This window comes from Pseudonocardia alni (assembly GCF_002813375.1).
In the GTDB taxonomy this organism is placed as follows: Bacteria; Actinomycetota; Actinomycetes; order Mycobacteriales; family Pseudonocardiaceae; genus Pseudonocardia; species Pseudonocardia alni.
The window spans coordinates 971,299-984,851 of record NZ_PHUJ01000003.1 but is presented as its reverse complement, the minus strand read 5'-3'; the positions used below and the strand labels follow the sequence as shown (position 1 = coordinate 984,851).

At 75.0% G+C, this 13,553-nt stretch carries 16 protein-coding genes; 12 read left to right on the top strand and 4 right to left on the bottom strand.

Annotated features, from left to right (window positions below):
• Nucleotides 1-44 precede the first annotated feature (44 nt).
• Entirely contained in the window at nt 45-1,217 is a 1,173-nt protein-coding gene (locus tag ATL51_RS05795; RefSeq protein ID WP_073575070.1) for an acyl-CoA dehydrogenase family protein, read from the bottom strand.
• A gap of 125 nt (nt 1,218-1,342) precedes the next feature.
• Here ATL51_RS05795 and msrA point away from each other — a divergent pair, with 125 nt between their 5' ends.
• Together msrA and ATL51_RS29285 are read left to right on the top strand one after the other, a co-directional pair.
• Nucleotides 1,343-1,855, top strand: coding sequence for a peptide-methionine (S)-S-oxide reductase MsrA (gene msrA, locus ATL51_RS05790; RefSeq protein ID WP_073575069.1), 513 nt, complete (start codon nt 1,343-1,345; stop codon nt 1,853-1,855).
• Between the two features lie 198 nt (nt 1,856-2,053).
• Entirely contained in the window at nt 2,054-2,668 is a 615-nt protein-coding gene (locus ATL51_RS29285; RefSeq protein ID WP_301548909.1) for a DUF4234 domain-containing protein, read from the top strand.
• Nucleotides 2,669-2,691: 23 nt separating this feature from the next.
• Here the strand turns inward: ATL51_RS29285 and ATL51_RS29280 are convergent, their stop codons facing one another.
• Both ATL51_RS29280 and ATL51_RS29275 read right to left on the bottom strand, forming a co-directional pair.
• Nucleotides 2,692-3,048: a L,D-transpeptidase gene (locus tag ATL51_RS29280; protein WP_301549236.1), complete on the bottom strand. Its 357-nt coding sequence runs from the start codon at nt 3,046-3,048 to the stop codon at nt 2,692-2,694.
• A 6-nt stretch (nt 3,049-3,054) separates the two neighbouring features.
• The gene (locus ATL51_RS29275; RefSeq protein WP_301548908.1) at nt 3,055-3,264 is read right to left on the bottom strand and encodes a hypothetical protein; all 210 of its coding nucleotides are present in this window, start codon (nt 3,262-3,264) and stop codon (nt 3,055-3,057) included.
• A 313-nt stretch (nt 3,265-3,577) separates the two neighbouring features.
• On the opposite strand from ATL51_RS29275, the gene ATL51_RS05770 reads away from it, so the two are divergent.
• Nucleotides 3,578-4,156, top strand: a complete 579-nt coding sequence (locus tag ATL51_RS05770) for an Rv1733c family protein (protein WP_100877920.1) — start codon at nt 3,578-3,580, stop codon at nt 4,154-4,156.
• 34 nt (nt 4,157-4,190) lie between these two features.
• Here the strand turns inward: ATL51_RS05770 and ATL51_RS05765 are convergent, their stop codons facing one another.
• Nucleotides 4,191-4,625, bottom strand: a complete 435-nt coding sequence (locus ATL51_RS05765) for a pyridoxamine 5'-phosphate oxidase family protein (protein ID WP_100877919.1) — start codon at nt 4,623-4,625, stop codon at nt 4,191-4,193.
• 81 nt (nt 4,626-4,706) lie between these two features.
• Here ATL51_RS05765 and ATL51_RS05760 point away from each other — a divergent pair, with 81 nt between their 5' ends.
• The 9 genes from ATL51_RS05760 to ATL51_RS05720 all read left to right on the top strand — a co-directional run bounded on the left by ATL51_RS05760 (nt 4,707) and on the right by ATL51_RS05720 (nt 13,546).
• A complete protein-coding gene (locus ATL51_RS05760) occupies nt 4,707-5,690 on the top strand; it encodes an AraC family transcriptional regulator (RefSeq protein WP_100877918.1) in 984 nt (327 codons plus the stop codon).
• Between the two features lie 11 nt (nt 5,691-5,701).
• Entirely contained in the window at nt 5,702-6,652 is a 951-nt protein-coding gene (locus ATL51_RS05755; RefSeq protein ID WP_073575065.1) for a LysR family transcriptional regulator, read from the top strand.
• 85 nt (nt 6,653-6,737) lie between these two features.
• Nucleotides 6,738-8,045: an FAD-dependent oxidoreductase gene (locus ATL51_RS05750; RefSeq protein ID WP_100877917.1), complete on the top strand. Its 1,308-nt coding sequence runs from the start codon at nt 6,738-6,740 to the stop codon at nt 8,043-8,045.
• Between the two features lie 55 nt (nt 8,046-8,100).
• Nucleotides 8,101-9,387, top strand: a complete 1,287-nt coding sequence (locus tag ATL51_RS05745) for an aconitase X (protein WP_100877916.1) — start codon at nt 8,101-8,103, stop codon at nt 9,385-9,387.
• Nucleotides 9,384-9,821: an aconitase X swivel domain-containing protein gene (locus ATL51_RS05740; protein WP_100877915.1), complete on the top strand. Its 438-nt coding sequence runs from the start codon at nt 9,384-9,386 to the stop codon at nt 9,819-9,821. Before ATL51_RS05745 ends, ATL51_RS05740 begins: the two co-directional genes overlap by 4 nt.
• On the top strand, nt 9,818-10,258 hold the full coding sequence (locus tag ATL51_RS05735) for a Rieske (2Fe-2S) protein (RefSeq protein ID WP_062394627.1): 441 nt from the start codon (nt 9,818-9,820) through the stop codon (nt 10,256-10,258). Before ATL51_RS05740 ends, ATL51_RS05735 begins: the two co-directional genes overlap by 4 nt.
• Nucleotides 10,255-11,385: an amidohydrolase family protein gene (locus tag ATL51_RS05730; RefSeq protein WP_100877914.1), complete on the top strand. Its 1,131-nt coding sequence runs from the start codon at nt 10,255-10,257 to the stop codon at nt 11,383-11,385. The genes ATL51_RS05735 and ATL51_RS05730 overlap by 4 nt, the downstream gene beginning before the upstream one ends.
• Nucleotides 11,382-12,521, top strand: a complete 1,140-nt coding sequence (locus ATL51_RS05725; RefSeq protein WP_100877913.1) for an amidohydrolase family protein — start codon at nt 11,382-11,384, stop codon at nt 12,519-12,521. Before ATL51_RS05730 ends, ATL51_RS05725 begins: the two co-directional genes overlap by 4 nt.
• A complete protein-coding gene (locus ATL51_RS05720) occupies nt 12,518-13,546 on the top strand; it encodes an ABC transporter substrate-binding protein (protein ID WP_100877912.1) in 1,029 nt (342 codons plus the stop codon). Before ATL51_RS05725 ends, ATL51_RS05720 begins: the two co-directional genes overlap by 4 nt.
• Nucleotides 13,547-13,553: the final 7 nt, after the last annotated feature.

Genomic DNA, 13,553 nt, shown 5'->3' with positions numbered 1-13,553 from the left:
CATGGCAGGCCCCGATGTGTGCCGACTGTGCGTGGGCTGAGGGCTCACCAGCGTTCCAGGCCCCCGCGCTTGACGAGCTGGGCGGCGATCACGTTGCGCTGGATCTCGTTGGTGCCCTCCCCGACGATCATCAGTGGGGCGTCGCGGAAGTACCGCTCGACGTCGAACTCGGTCGAGTAGCCGTAGCCGCCGTGGATACGCACCGCGTCGAGGGCGACCTCCATCGCGGTCTCGGAGGCGAACAGCTTCGCCATGCCCGCCTCCATGTCGCACCGCTGTCCGGACTCGTACCTCCGGGCGGCGTGCAGGATCAGGCTCCGTGCGGCGGTGATCTTCGTGGCCATGTCGGCGAGGTGGTTGCCGACCGACTGGTGCTGCCAGATCGGCTTGCCGAACGACTCGCGTTCCTGGGCGTAGGCCAGGGAGTCGGCGAGGGCGGCGTCGGCGACGCCGAGTGCGCGCGCGGCGACCTGGATCCGGCCGGTCTCCAGGCCCTTCATCATCTGGGCGAAGCCGTGTCCGGGCTCGCCGCCGAGCACCGCGTCGGCGGGGACGGCCATGTCGGTGAACACCAGCTCGCAGGACTCGACGCCCTTGTAGCCGAGCTTGGGCAGGTCCTTGGACACGGTCAGGCCCGGTCCGTGCTCGACGAGCAGCACCGAGATGCCGCGGTGGCGCGGCTCGGCCGCCGGGTCGGTCTTGCACAGCAGCGCGATCAGCCCCGAGCGCCGCGAGTTGGTGATCCACGTCTTGGCCCCGTTCACCACCCAGCCGTCGTCGGTGCGACGGGCGTGGGTCGTCATCGCCTGCAGGTCCGAGCCGCCGCCGGGCTCGGTCAGGGCCATCGTCGCGCGCAGCTCACCGGTCGCCATCCGCGGCAGGTAGCGGTCCTGCTGCTCGCGGGTGCCGAAGGCGACCAGCAGTTTCGCGACGACGGTGTGCCCGCCCATCGCGCCGGCCAGGCTCATCCAGCCACGGGCCAGCTCGGCGGTGACCAGGGCGTAGCAGGGCATCGACACCGGGGCCTCGCCCCACGGCTCGGGGACGGCGAGCCCGAAGATCCCGAGCTGCTTCATCTGCTCGATGAGCTTCTCGGGATAGGTGTTCGCGTGCTCCAGTTCCCGCACCACCGGGCGGACGTCCCGGTCGACGAAGTCGCGCACCGTCTCCACGACGGCCTGTTCCTCGGTGGTCAGTTCACCCGTGCCCGCTCCCATGTGTGTGAGCATCGGTCATCGGCGGGGCCGGCGCGAGACCGGGACACCCGTCGTGCGCGACGGAACATCGGCGGTGCCCGCACCGTTGTAGCCGTCGAGACCCGACACAGGGAGGTTCAAGCCTGATGACCGAGACCGCGATCCTCGCCGGTGGGTGCTTCTGGGGTGTCCAGGAGCTGCTCCGCGAGCGCCCGGGCGTCGTGTCCACCCGGGTCGGCTACTCCGGCGACCCGAACACCCCGAACGCGACCTACCGGCGCCACGGCGACCACGCCGAGGCCGTCGAGATCGTCTTCGACCCGGAGCGGATCTCCTACCGCGAGATCCTGGAGTTCTTCTTCCAGATCCACGACCCGTCGACGAAGGACCGGCAGGGCAACGACATCGGCCGCAGCTACCGCTCCGCGATCTTCTACACGAGCGAGGAGCAGAAGGCGGTCGCCCTCGACACCATCGCCGACGTCGACGCGTCCGGGCTCTGGCCGGGCCGCGCGAGCACCGACGTGGAGCCGGCCGGTGACTTCTGGGAGGCCGAGCCGGAGCACCAGGACTACCTGCAGAAGTTCCCCTACGGCTACACCTGCCACTTCCCGCGCCCGAACTGGGTGCTGCCGCGGCGGGCGGCCAGCACGAGCTGACCTGTAGCGACACCGCTCACGAGCGGGTCAGGACGACCACCGGGCGGCCCGGTGACCTCCCGGACGATCTCCGGGTCGTCACCGGGCCGTCGGGGTCTGCGCCGGACGGGGCTAACGGCGGCGCCACGGACGGCGAGGTCGCGGTGGACGGACGCGGGGTCGCCCGCGTCGCTCCTCCGCGCAGATCGGACCCCGCCGATGACCTACCCGCAGCACCCGTCGGACCCGCGCCGGCTCCACCCCGCCGGCCCGCAGCCGGTCGGACCCCCGCCCTCCGGTGACGTCGGGTACGGCGCCCCGACCGGCCGCGTTGCTCCAGGACCGCAGCCGTACCCGGCCCCCGTTCCGTACAGCGGCCCTGGCACGGGGCTGGCCCCGTGGCGCCCCGGCGAGCTCGCGGCGCCGCCGCACGCCCCGGTCGGGCTGGCGATGAAGCGCCGCAATCCGGTCGCGGTGTGGCTCGGCCTGCCGCTGATCACCCTCGGCATCTACGGGCTCGTCTGGTACTACAGGATCCACCGCGAGATGGCGGAGTTCGACCCGCGCCGCCAGGTGCCCGTCGCCGGGCCGCTGCTGGTGCTGCTGTTCCTGGGCTGGACGGTCGTGGCGCCGCTCGTGTCGTTCTACAACACGGGGCAGCGGATCGCCGACAGCCAGCGCTCCGCGGGCCTGCCCGTCACCTGCAGCCCGGTCGTCGGGCTGCTGCTGTGCTTCGTGTTCGGCCTGCAGACCCTCTACTACCAGACCGAGCTGAACCGGGTCGTCGACGCCTACCGGGCGCCCGAGGGCACCAGGATCGTCCTCCCGGGCTGACCCGCGGACCGGGTCGGTGCAGCTCAGACGCGGCCGTGGGCCTCCGCGCGGTGCCTGCGCTCCACCGACCCGTTCACGACCTGCACCTTGTCCCCGACCTGCAGGGTGTCGAAGAACCGCTTCGCGTCGCGGGCGCCGAGCTTGACGCACCCCGCCGACTCGCGGCTGAGGTCGCCGCCGTGGAAGGCGATCCCACCGTCGGCGAAGAACACCGACCACGGCATCCGCGCCGGGCGGCCGTCCGGGCCGGGGAACTCGCCGCTGCGGTGGTCGGCCTCCTTGCGGTACACCCGGAACGAGTGCCCGACGGGGGTGGCCTTCCCCTCGCCCCCCGTGGTGACCCGGAACGGTCCGCCGGTGACCTTCCCATCGCGGACCAGCCACGCCTACCGCGTCTCGAGGTCCACGCACGCCCGCACCGACGCCGCGCACGGTGTCCCGGGGGCGGCGGGCTCGGCGTGCGCCTGCTTCGCGACCCGGCTCTGCTCCGGGTCGGCGGTGGCGATCGCGGTGCCACCCAGCCCCACCCCGGCCACGAGCACGAGCCCGGTCACCAGAACGCCACGACGGCGACGGAGCCGCTCGGTCCGGGACATGCCCACCTCCACGTCACAGATCACCCACCCGGGTGACATCGGGGCAGACGCCCGTCCGGGTGCCGCGGTTGCCCGGGCGAGCCCCGTGGCGGCGAGTGGGCTGCGGTGCACGGCGAACGGGTGGAGGGCGGGCCCGGCGGCGGATCGCTGCGCGGCCGACCGCCCGGGTACGGGAGGGGACCGCACGGCGTCCGAGGGCGTGATCTCCGTCCCGCAGGGATGTCACGGGGCGATAACGGGGGTAGTCCTCGGTGACCGCCCCCTCACCCGCGGTGGTGGGGAGGACCCGTCGTGACCGACCCCAGGAGGAACGATGCGCGCAGCCGACCGGCCGGGCTCCGAGCCGGGACCCGCTGACCGGCTCCGTCGTCGGGCGTCCCGTCGCGAGGACCTGCTCGCCGTGCTGCTCGGGCTGCTCGCCGCCTGCGGGCTGGTCGTGGCGTGGCTCGCCGGTGCCGCGGCCCACGGGTCGGTCCTGGAACGGGGCGCGGTCGAGGCCCGCCAGCGCGTGCCGGTCGCGGCGACGGTCACCGCGCGGGCGAGCGCGGTGGGTGACCTGCAGACCGGCCAGCAGTCGCTCACGCTGAGCTGGACCGGCCCCGACGGGCAGCCGCACTCCGGCGGCAGCACGCTGCCCGGCGTCTACGACGTCGGCGACCGGGTGCCGGCCTGGGTCGGCACCGACGGCCGGCTGGCGCCGCCGCCGTCGACCCCCGCCGACGCCGTCACGGTCGCCGTCGCGGCCGGGTTCATCACCGCCGTGGTGTGGGCCGCCGTGGTATGGGTCGCCGGGCGGCTGGTCTTCGCCTGGAACGGGCGCGCGTTCGCCCGTGCCTGGGAGGAGGACTGGGCGGCCGTCGAGCCCGCGTGGTCGGGTCGCCGCACCCCCTGAGCCGCGCGCCCGGAGCGGCGGGGTCGGGCCGGGGTCAGAACATCAGCCGCCGCACCCGCTCGGGGTGGATCACCAGCCGCACCTGGTCCTCGGCGAGGATCGCCGCGAGGTCCGCGGCGCGTGCGGGGTCGTCGAGGTCCCAGTAGCGCTGCGCCAGCCGCTGCGCCAGCGCGTGTGCCCCGTCCGTCTCGACGGTCGTGGAGCCGTCGACCGCGACCCAGCGCTCGCGTTCCCCGACCGGCGCGGCGACGACGAGCGAGGCCCGCGGGTCCCTGCGCCTGCGGCGGATGTGCAGCGACTCCGGCCCGGTGAACAGCTGCACGGTGCCGTCGTCGGTCGCCTCGAACCAGACCGGGCGGGGCTGCGGCGGGACCGGGCCGCCCGCGACGCTCAGGAAGCCGTGCAGCGGGCGGGCGAGGAAGACGCGGTCGTCGTCGGTGAGTGCGGTGCGGCTGTCGGTGCTGGGCATGGGTCCACGACACCACCCCGGTGCGGACGACGACATGGGTGAGACGCCGGAACTCCTGTCCGGTCGTCTAATCTCGGTGCGGTGGACCCCTTCGGTGACCTCGTCCGCGGGCTGCGGTCGCACGGCTCGCTGTTCGGCAGCACCACCCTGACCCCGCCGTGGTCGCTGCACTTCGTCGACGGCGCACCGCTGACCCTGTGCGCGATGCTCACCGGCGCGGGGTGGATCCTCGTCCCCGGTGCCGACCCGGTGCGGCTGGCCGCGGGGGAGACCGCCGTCGTGCGCGGCCCGGCCGGTTTCCACGTGGTCGACGAGGTCGGCACCCCGGCCGGGCCGATCGTCTGCGGCGTGGACTGCGCGACGCCCGAGCAGGGCGGCACCCGCCACCGGCTCGGCTGGCACGACCCGGCGCCGGCCCCGGGCAGCGACGCGAGCACCCTGATCACCGGGGCCTCCCCGGCCGGGGGCGAGGTCGGCGCCCGGCTGCTCGACGCGCTCCCGCCGGTGCTGCGGGTCGGTGCCGGGGGCAGCGGGGACACGGTGCTCGACCATGTCGCCGCCGAGGTCGCCGTCGACGCCCCCGGCCGGCAGGTGGTGCTCGACCGGCTCCTGGACTGGCTGCTGGTCTGCACCCTCCGCGAGTGGTTCGACCGGCCCGACGGACGTCGTCCGCGGTGGTGGACGGCCCAGCACGACCCGGTGGTCGGGCGGGCGCTGCGGCTGCTGCACGCCGACCCCGCGGCGGCCTGGACCGTCGCCGGGCTCGCCGCCGCCACCGGTGTGTCCCGGGCGACGCTGGCCAAGCGGTTCAGCGACCGGGTGGGCGAGCCGCCGCTGACCTACCTCACCGGCTGGCGGATGACCCTGGCGGCGGACCTGCTCCTCGCCGAGCCCGGCGCGACGCTGGCCGGGATCGCGCGCCGGGTCGGGTACGCCGACCCGTTCGGCTTCAGCGCGGCCTTCACCCGGGTCCGCGGCGTCACCCCGAGCGCGTTCCGCCGGGGTGAGCGGCAGGGCGGACGGCACGGTGACCGGATGGGTGCTCCGGACGGGGTGAGCGGCTAGCCTGCGGCGCCGTGACGACCCCGCCGACGGTCCGGCTGGCCAACCTCGACCTCAACCTGCTCGTCTCCCTGCGCGAGCTGCTGCGCGAACGCAATGTCACGCGCGCCGCCGCCCGCATCGGCATCTCCCAGCCCGCCGCCAGTGCGGCCCTGTCCCGGCTGCGCCGCCACTTCGACGACGACCTGCTGTCCCGCCACCCCGGCGGCTACGTCCTCACCCCGCTCGCCGCCCAGCTCGTCGAGCAGGTCGAGGGCGTCTGCTCGGCCGCCGAGCGGTTGTTCGGCACCGGCCACGGCTTCGACCCGTCGAGCGCCCGGCGCGGGTTCACCCTGCTCGTCGCCGACTACACCGTCGCCGTGCTCGGGCCCGCGCTGTCCGCGGCGGCGGCCCGGCGCGCCCCCGGCATCGAGCTGCGGCTGCGGTTGGTCCGCGAGTCGTTCTCCGCCGACATCGGCGAGACGATACGGCTCATCGACGGCCTCATCGCCCCGCCCGCCGCCCGCTTCGAACGGCCCGAGCTGCGCTCCACCGCCCTGTTCGACGACCGCTGGGTCTGCGTCGTCGACGCCGACAACCCGGTGGCCGCCGGGCCGGACCCGACCCTGGACCTCGACGAGCTCGCCGCGATGCCCTGGGTGGTGCCGTTCGCCCCGGACCGCGGCATGTCGGCGGCCGCGCCGATGACCCGCCAGCTCGCCCGGCTCGGCGTCGAACCCGACATCAAGGTGCGGGTGGAGAGCTACCTGTCGGTGCCCTACCTGGTCGCCGGGACCGACCGCGTCGCGCTGCTGCAGGAGCGGCTCGCCCGCCAGGTCGCCGACCGCCTCGGGCTGGTCGTGCTGCCCTGCCCGGGCGATCCCGGACCGATCCGCGAGCGCCTCTGGTGGCACACCGACCTCGACCCGGACCCGGCCCACCGGTGGCTCCGTGAGCTCATCGTCGAGCTGTCGGCCACCCTGTAGAGCTGCGACTATTCGTCCGGTCGATGGTCCGGCAGGCGAACGTTCTATTTCCGGGGCGGCGCGCGCCGTTCCTAGTGTGTGAGCCATGCCTCACCCGCTGACGCCCCTGCCGGTCCACGCCGTGATCCGGGACGCCCCACTGCGCGCCGGCGACCCGGCCGAGCACGCGGTGACCGCCGACGTCTGCGTCGTCGGCTCCGGCATCGCCGGGCTCTCCGCCGCCGTCGAGTCCGCCCGCCTCGGCCGCGACGTCGTCCTCGTCGACGCCGCCCCCGTCCTCGGCGGGCAGATGGTCAACTCGCTGATCGGGCTGTTCTGCGGGGTCTACGGCAACGGCCCCGAGTTCCGGCAGCTGACCCACGGCCTGTTCGACTCCCTGTTCCCCGACCTCGAGGCCGGCGGCGACCTGTTCCGCCGTACCGGCCACACCCTCACCGTCGGCTACGACGAGGTGCGCCTCGGCCGCTGGGTCGAGGACACCGTCCGTGCCCACGGCATCCGGGTCCTCACCAACGCCACCCTCACCGGCGTCGAGCGTGACGGCGACCGTGTCCTCGGCGCCCGCTTCGCCACCCGCTACGGCGCCGTCGACGTCACCGCGGCCGGGTTCGTCGACGCCAGCGGCGACGCCGCGCTCGCCTGGGCCGCGGGCCTGGAGTGCCGCCTGCCCGACCGGGAGATCTACGGCAGCCAGCAGCTCGTCGTCGAGCACCTGGACACCAGTGCCGCGCCGGAGCCCGGCGAGCTCGCCGCCCGGGTCGCGGCCAAGGCCGACCAGTACGGCCTGCTCCGTCGCGACGGCCTCGCCTTCTACTTCCCCGGCCGCGACACCGCGGTGCTCAACATGACCCACATCGAGGCGCCGCTGGACCCGATCGCCGCCGCCGAGGCCCAGCTGGAGGGCAAGGCCCAGGCCGACCGGGTCGTCGAGTTCCTGCGCGCGGAGTTCCCCGAGGTGTTCGGCAAGGCCACGGTGCGCTCCTACGGGCTGCCCGGCCGCCGCCAGACCCGCTGGATCGCCGCCGCCCACCAGCTCACCGTCGAGGAGGTGCGCGCCGGGGTCCGCTTCGACGACGCCGTCGCCCGCACCGCCTGGCCGATCGAGCTGCACGACAGCCCCGACGGCTACGTCTGGGAGACCTTCGACGCCGACCACCTGCACTACGTGCCGCTGCGCTCGATGCTGCCGCCCGCCGCGTCGAACCTGGTCGCCGCGGGCCGTTGCATCGACGGGGACGCCGCGGCGCTGTCGAGTGTGCGCGTCATGGGGCCGTGCGCGGCGATGGGCCACGCCGCCGCGCACGCCCTGGACCTCGCCGGACCGCAGGGCAGCCTGCACGACGTGCCCGCCGACGCCCTGACCGACCGGATCCGGGAGAACGTCGAGGACTGACCCGTCCCACCGCCACCACCACGAGGAGACAGGCAACGATGCCCGGAGGCGCCCCGTGATACTCACCGACGACGACCGCAGGATGCTCGACGGGGCCGAGGGGCCCGCCGTCGCCGCCGCGATGGACCTGCTCACCCGCTACGCCGAGGCACTGGACGCCGAGCGGCTCTGCTCGGTCCGCAACGTGGCCGGGACCGCCACCCAGCCCTCCCCGCTCAAGGCCCGCCTGGTCGCCGAGGGCGGCTGGGACCGCGCCTTCTCGGTGATCAACCTCGACAGCGACGAGACCCACGAGATCCCGCCGATGGCGGTGCCCACCTGCCAGCTCCAGCAGGGCTTCGGCGCCGACGCGGCCGCCGTCGCGCCCTACCCGGCCCAGTTCGTCGAACTGCAGGCCGACGCCGAGACCTTCTACGGTCGTCGCGGCGTCTCCATCCTCGCCACCTGCACGCCGTACCAGGTCGGGAACCTCCCGGTCCGCGGCGAGCACTGCGCCTGGATGGAGTCCTCCGCGGTCGTCTACGCCAACTCGGTGCTCGGCGCCCGCACCAACTGCGAGGGCACCGCGTCGACCGGCGCGGCGAGCCTCACCGGGCGCGTCCCGTGCTGGGGCAACCACCACGACGAACACCGGCGCGGCACCCACCTGGTCCGGGTCGACACCCCGGTCGGCGGGTTCCTCGACTGGGGCCTGCTCGGCTACTTCACCGGTGACGTCGTGCAGGAGGCCCGCCCCGTCGTCACCGGGGACCTCGCGCTGCCCGACCTCACCGACCTGAAGCACTTCGGCGCCGCGGCCGCGTCCTCGGGCGGGGTCGAGATGTACCACGTCCCCGGCGTCACCCCCGAGGCCCCGACCGTCGAGGCCGCGTTCGGCGGCGGCGGCGCCGTCCCGGCCGACGCGGTCGTCTACGGCGCCGCCGAGCGGGCCGCCACCTACGCCCGGCTCAACGACCAGGGCACCAGCGCAGGCGTCGACTTCGTCCTGCTCGGGTGCCCGCACGCCTCGCTCGACCAGATCCGCGACGTCGCCCGGCTCCTCGACGGTCGCAGGCTGCACGACGGCACCTCGCTGTGGATCATGGCGCCGCGGGCGCTGGCCGCGGTGGCCGAGCGCAGCGGCTACACGGCCACCATCGAGGCCGCCGGCGCGAAGGTCCTCACCGACTCCTGCCCGGCGATGTCCCGCCTGGCCCCGCCCGGGACCCGGGTGTTCGCCACCGACTCCGCCAAGCAGGCCCACTACCTGCCCGCGATCCTCGGGATCGAGGCGTGGTTCGGCACCACCGAGGACTGCGTGCGGGCCGCGGTCACCGGCCGCTGGTCGGGTGAGCTGCGATGACCGCGACGGTCGGGACCGTCCTGAGCGGACGGACCGTGGTGCCCGGCGTGGTCACCGGCGAGGCGCTGGTGTCGCCCGAGACGATCTCCGGCTGGGGCGGCATCGACCCGGCGACCGGCACGATCGTCGAGGCCCGGCACGCCCTGCAGGGCGTCTGCTTCACCGGGAAGATCCTCGTGTTCCCCGGCGCCAAGGGGTCCTCGGGCTGGTCGGCGTTCTTCCAGAGCACCCGGCTGCTCGGCACCGCCCCGCTCGGGATGGTCTTCACGGTCACCACGACGAAGGCCGCGCTCGGCGCCGTCGTCACCCGGGTCCCCGCGCTGGCCGACCTCGACGCCGACCCGGTGCAGGTCCTGCGCACCGGCGACCGCATCCGGCTCGACGCCACCGCGGGCACCGTCGAGCTGCTGGCCAGGGCGGGGGAGGGGACGTGAGGCTCGCCGTGCTGCCCGCCGATGAGCTCGCCCCCGGCGAGCACCGCGTGGTGCGGGTCGGCACCCGCTCCATCGGCGTCTTCCGGGTCGGCGACGACTACTACGCCCTCGCCGACCACTGCCCGCACCAGGGCGGCCCGCTGTGCCGCGGCTCCGTCGCCGGGGCCCCGGTGGCGACCGGCCCCTCGGACGTGCGGCTCGACGAGGGCCACGTCCTCGTCGCCTGCCCCTGGCACGGCTGGGAGTACGACGTGCGCACCGGCCTCTCGTACCAGCCCGGCGACGCGCCCGCCCGCAGCCTCCCGGCGTCGGTCGAGCCGGGCCCGCCGGGCATGACACCCGGCCCGTACACCGCCGAGACCTTCGAGGTGACCGTCGAGGACCGCTGGGTGGTCGTCGACACCGGCCGCCGTCCCACCACCGAGGAGGCGTCATGACCAGCACCGCACCCGTCACCGGCCGGGCCCCCGCCCGGCGTCGCGCCCGGACCCCGATCGTCGACGCCGACATCCACCCGGTCGTCACCGCCGACCGGCTCGCGGCCGCGCTGCCCGAGCCCTGGCGGCGCCGGTTCCTGCGCTTCGGGCTGCGCGGCGCGCCGCCGCCCGCGGTCTACCCCCGGGTCCGGCACGGCGGCATGCGCCGCGACTCCCACCCCGAGGCCGGCCCGCCCGGCAGCGCCGTCCGGCCCCCGGGCAGTGACCTGGACCTGACGCGCAGCCAGCTGCTCGACCCCTACGACGTCGTCGCCGGGGTGCTCATCCCGATGCAGGGCCACACCGCGGGCGCCGAGGAGCCCGCGTTCGCGGCTGCACTGTGCCGCGCGTACAACGACGTGCTGGTCACCGACTGGCTCGACCCCGAGCCGCGGCTGCGGGCCAGCATCTGCATCCCGCACGAGTCGCCGGCGGAGGCCGTCGCCGAGATCGAGCGCCGCGCCGCGGACCCACGGTTCGTGCAGGTCCTGTTCCCCAGCGGCACGTTCCTGCCGTGGTCGGACGCCAAGTACCGGCCGATCTACACCGCGGCCGCCGCGCACGGGCTGCCGGTGGCGATCCACCTCGGCGGCACCGAGGGCCACCGCGGCGACGGTTGGCCGTCGTTCTACCTGGAGCAGCACGCCTGGTACGGCAACGCCGTCGCCGTCGCGCTGACCGGGCTGGTCGCCGGCGGCGTCCTCGAGGCGGTCCCGGACCTGCAGTTCGTGCTCGTCGAGGGCGGGGTGTCCTGGCTCCCGTCGCTGCTCTGGGGGCTCGACGACGCCTGGGCGCTGTGCCGCGACGACGTCCCGTGGCTGACCCGCCCGCCGTCGGAGATCGTGCGCGAGCGGGTGTGGTTCACCACCCAGCCGATCGACGAGCCGCCGGTGCCCGCACACCTGGCGACGACCTGGGAGCAGACCGGGATGACCGATCGGATCCTGTTCTCCTCCGACTACCCGCACTGGGACTTCGACGACCCGATCACGGCGCTGCGGGTGCTGCCCGCGGCGCTGCGGCGGCCGATGGCGGCCGCCAACGCCGCCCGCCTCTACGGCCTGACCCTGCCCGGGAGCGAGGCATGAGCGCCGACCCGCCCGAGGAGTTCTTCGACGCCGACACCCACGTCGCGCCGGCGTCGTTCGCCGACCTCGCGGAACTGCTCAGCCCGTACTGGCGCGACTACGCGGCGGGCGCCGCCCTGCGCGCCGACCCCGTCCAGGCCGGCGCCTACCCGCCCGCGATGGTCGACGGGCCCGCCCCGCACGACGTCACGGCCCTGCGTGCCGCGGTCCTCGACGCCCCCGCACCCGGGGGCGGCCGGGTCGGTACGGCGGTCCTGACCTGCACCACAGCGTTCGACGTCAGCCGCAACCACGCCTTCGAGGCCGCCCTGTGCCGGGCGGTGAACACCTGGACCGCGCAGCGGTTCCTCGACCACGAGCCCCGCGCCCGCGGCTCGGTCGCGGTGCCGCTCGGCGACCCGGCCGCGGCCGTCGCCGAGATCGAGCACTGGGCGGACGACCCGCGCTTCGTGCAGGTGCTGCTCCCGGTGCGCGGGCACGACCTGCGCTGGGGGCACCCGGTGTTCCGGCCGGTCCTCGCCGCGGCCGCCGCGGCCGGGCTGGTCGTCACCCTGCACGCCTGGGGCCGGGTCGGCAGCGCCCCGACCACGACCGGGTTCACCCACACCTACCTGCAGGACTACCTGTCCCACGGGCAGGTCGCCCAGTCCCAGCTGGTGTCGCTGGTCGCCGAGGGCGCCCTCGGCGCGCTGCCGGGGCTGCGGGTGACCGTCGCCGAGTGCGGCTCGTCCTGGCTGCCGCCGCTGCTGTGGCGCCTGGACAAGGAGTGGCGCGGCATCCGCCGCGAGGTGCCGTGGGTGGACCGGATGCCGTCGGAGTACGTCCGCGAGCAGGTCCGGTTCACCACCGCGCCGGTCCACCTGCCGCGCGACCCCGGCGAGCTGCACGACGCCCTGGACGTCCTCGGCGCCGCCGGGCTCCTGCTCTACGCGGGTGACCACCCGCACCGCCACGGCGACGGGGTGGCCCGTCTCCTCGCCGCCCTCGACCCCGCCGCCCGGGCCGCGGTCCGCCACGGCAACGCCACCGCGTGGTACCGCGGCAACGGCACCGCGTGGCACCGCGGCACGGACACCGTCGCCCCACCCGCGCCGTCCCTCGCGTCGATCCAGCCCGCACCGGAGGTCCCCCGATGACCCGCACGACGACCCGGCTCGCCGCGGTCCTGCTCGCCGCCTGCCTCGCACTCGCCGGATGCGGCGCGGGCGGCGGTGAGGACGGCCGCGACCGGATCATCTTCCTCAACATCCTGCCGATGGAGTCGCTCGGCTACGCCGCCGAGATGATCGCCGACACCAAGGGCTACTTCGCCGCCCACGGTCTGGACGTGACCTTCGAGGCCACCCAGGGCTCGGCGCCGGCCATCCAGACCCTGCTCGCCGGGTCCGCGGAGATCTCCCGGATCGGCGACATCGAGACGATGGTCGCCGCGGGCGAGCGCGGCGCACCGCTGGTCGCGATCGGCGGCGTGGTGCACAACGGGCCGCTGCGTCTGGTCTCCTCGCAGCGGGCGCCGGTCACCGACGCCGCGCAGCTGCGCGGCAAGCTGGTCGGGACGCCGTCGGAGGGCGGCACCAGCTCGATCACCCTCGACCTCGTCGCCGGGTCGGCCGGGATCGCCCCCGCCGAGCTGCGCCGCCAGGTCGTCGGGCTCAGCCCCGGCGTGTTCGACCTGGTGAACACCGGCCGCGTCGATGCGTTCATCGTCTCGCTCGACACCGCGATGCTGCTGCAGGCGACCCGGCCCGAGGCCGTCGTCTACGACCCCAACGACGCCATCTCCGCCGGGTCGCAGATCTACGCCACCTCGAAGGCCACCGCCACCGACCCGCAGGAGCAGGACAAACTGCGCCGCTACCTCGCGGCGATCGCCGACGCCACGGCGTTCATCACCGCCGACGAGGCGAACGGGTTCGCCGAGACGATGCAGCTCATCGGCTCGAAGTACCAGGTCTCGGCGCTGGACCGGCCCGAGGTCGCCCGCGCCGCGCTCGCCTCCTATGTCGACGGCTACGCGGCGGGCCAGGGCCCGACCGGCATCGCCCCGCAGCGCTGGCAGGCCACCTACGACGAGGTGTCCTCGGTCGGTCAGGTCCCCGCCGGCCTGGACCCGGCGCAGTGGCTCGACGCCGGCCTCAACGGCACGGAGGGTGCCCGATGAGCACCCC

Bases quoted from the DNA above. Each gene is read 5' to 3' on its own strand.
- ATL51_RS05720 (WP_100877912.1), top strand. From the start codon at position 12,518: ATGACCCGCACGACGACCCGGCTCGCCGCGGTCCTGCTCGCCGCCTGC.
- ATL51_RS05750 (WP_100877917.1), top strand. From the start codon at position 6,738: ATGCCTCACCCGCTGACGCCCCTGCCGGTCCACGCCGTGATCCGGGAC.
- ATL51_RS05770 (WP_100877920.1), top strand. From the start codon at position 3,578: ATGCGCGCAGCCGACCGGCCGGGCTCCGAGCCGGGACCCGCTGACCGG.
- msrA (WP_073575069.1), top strand. From the start codon at position 1,343: ATGACCGAGACCGCGATCCTCGCCGGTGGGTGCTTCTGGGGTGTCCAG.
- ATL51_RS05795 (WP_073575070.1), bottom strand. From the start codon at position 1,217: ATGGGAGCGGGCACGGGTGAACTGACCACCGAGGAACAGGCCGTCGTG.
- ATL51_RS29275 (WP_301548908.1), bottom strand. From the start codon at position 3,264: ATGTCCCGGACCGAGCGGCTCCGTCGCCGTCGTGGCGTTCTGGTGACC.
- ATL51_RS05740 (WP_100877915.1), top strand. From the start codon at position 9,384: ATGACCGCGACGGTCGGGACCGTCCTGAGCGGACGGACCGTGGTGCCC.
- ATL51_RS29285 (WP_301548909.1), top strand. From the start codon at position 2,054: ATGACCTACCCGCAGCACCCGTCGGACCCGCGCCGGCTCCACCCCGCC.
- ATL51_RS05730 (WP_100877914.1), top strand. From the start codon at position 10,255: ATGACCAGCACCGCACCCGTCACCGGCCGGGCCCCCGCCCGGCGTCGC.
- ATL51_RS05765 (WP_100877919.1), bottom strand. From the start codon at position 4,625: ATGCCCAGCACCGACAGCCGCACCGCACTCACCGACGACGACCGCGTC.
- ATL51_RS05725 (WP_100877913.1), top strand. From the start codon at position 11,382: ATGAGCGCCGACCCGCCCGAGGAGTTCTTCGACGCCGACACCCACGTC.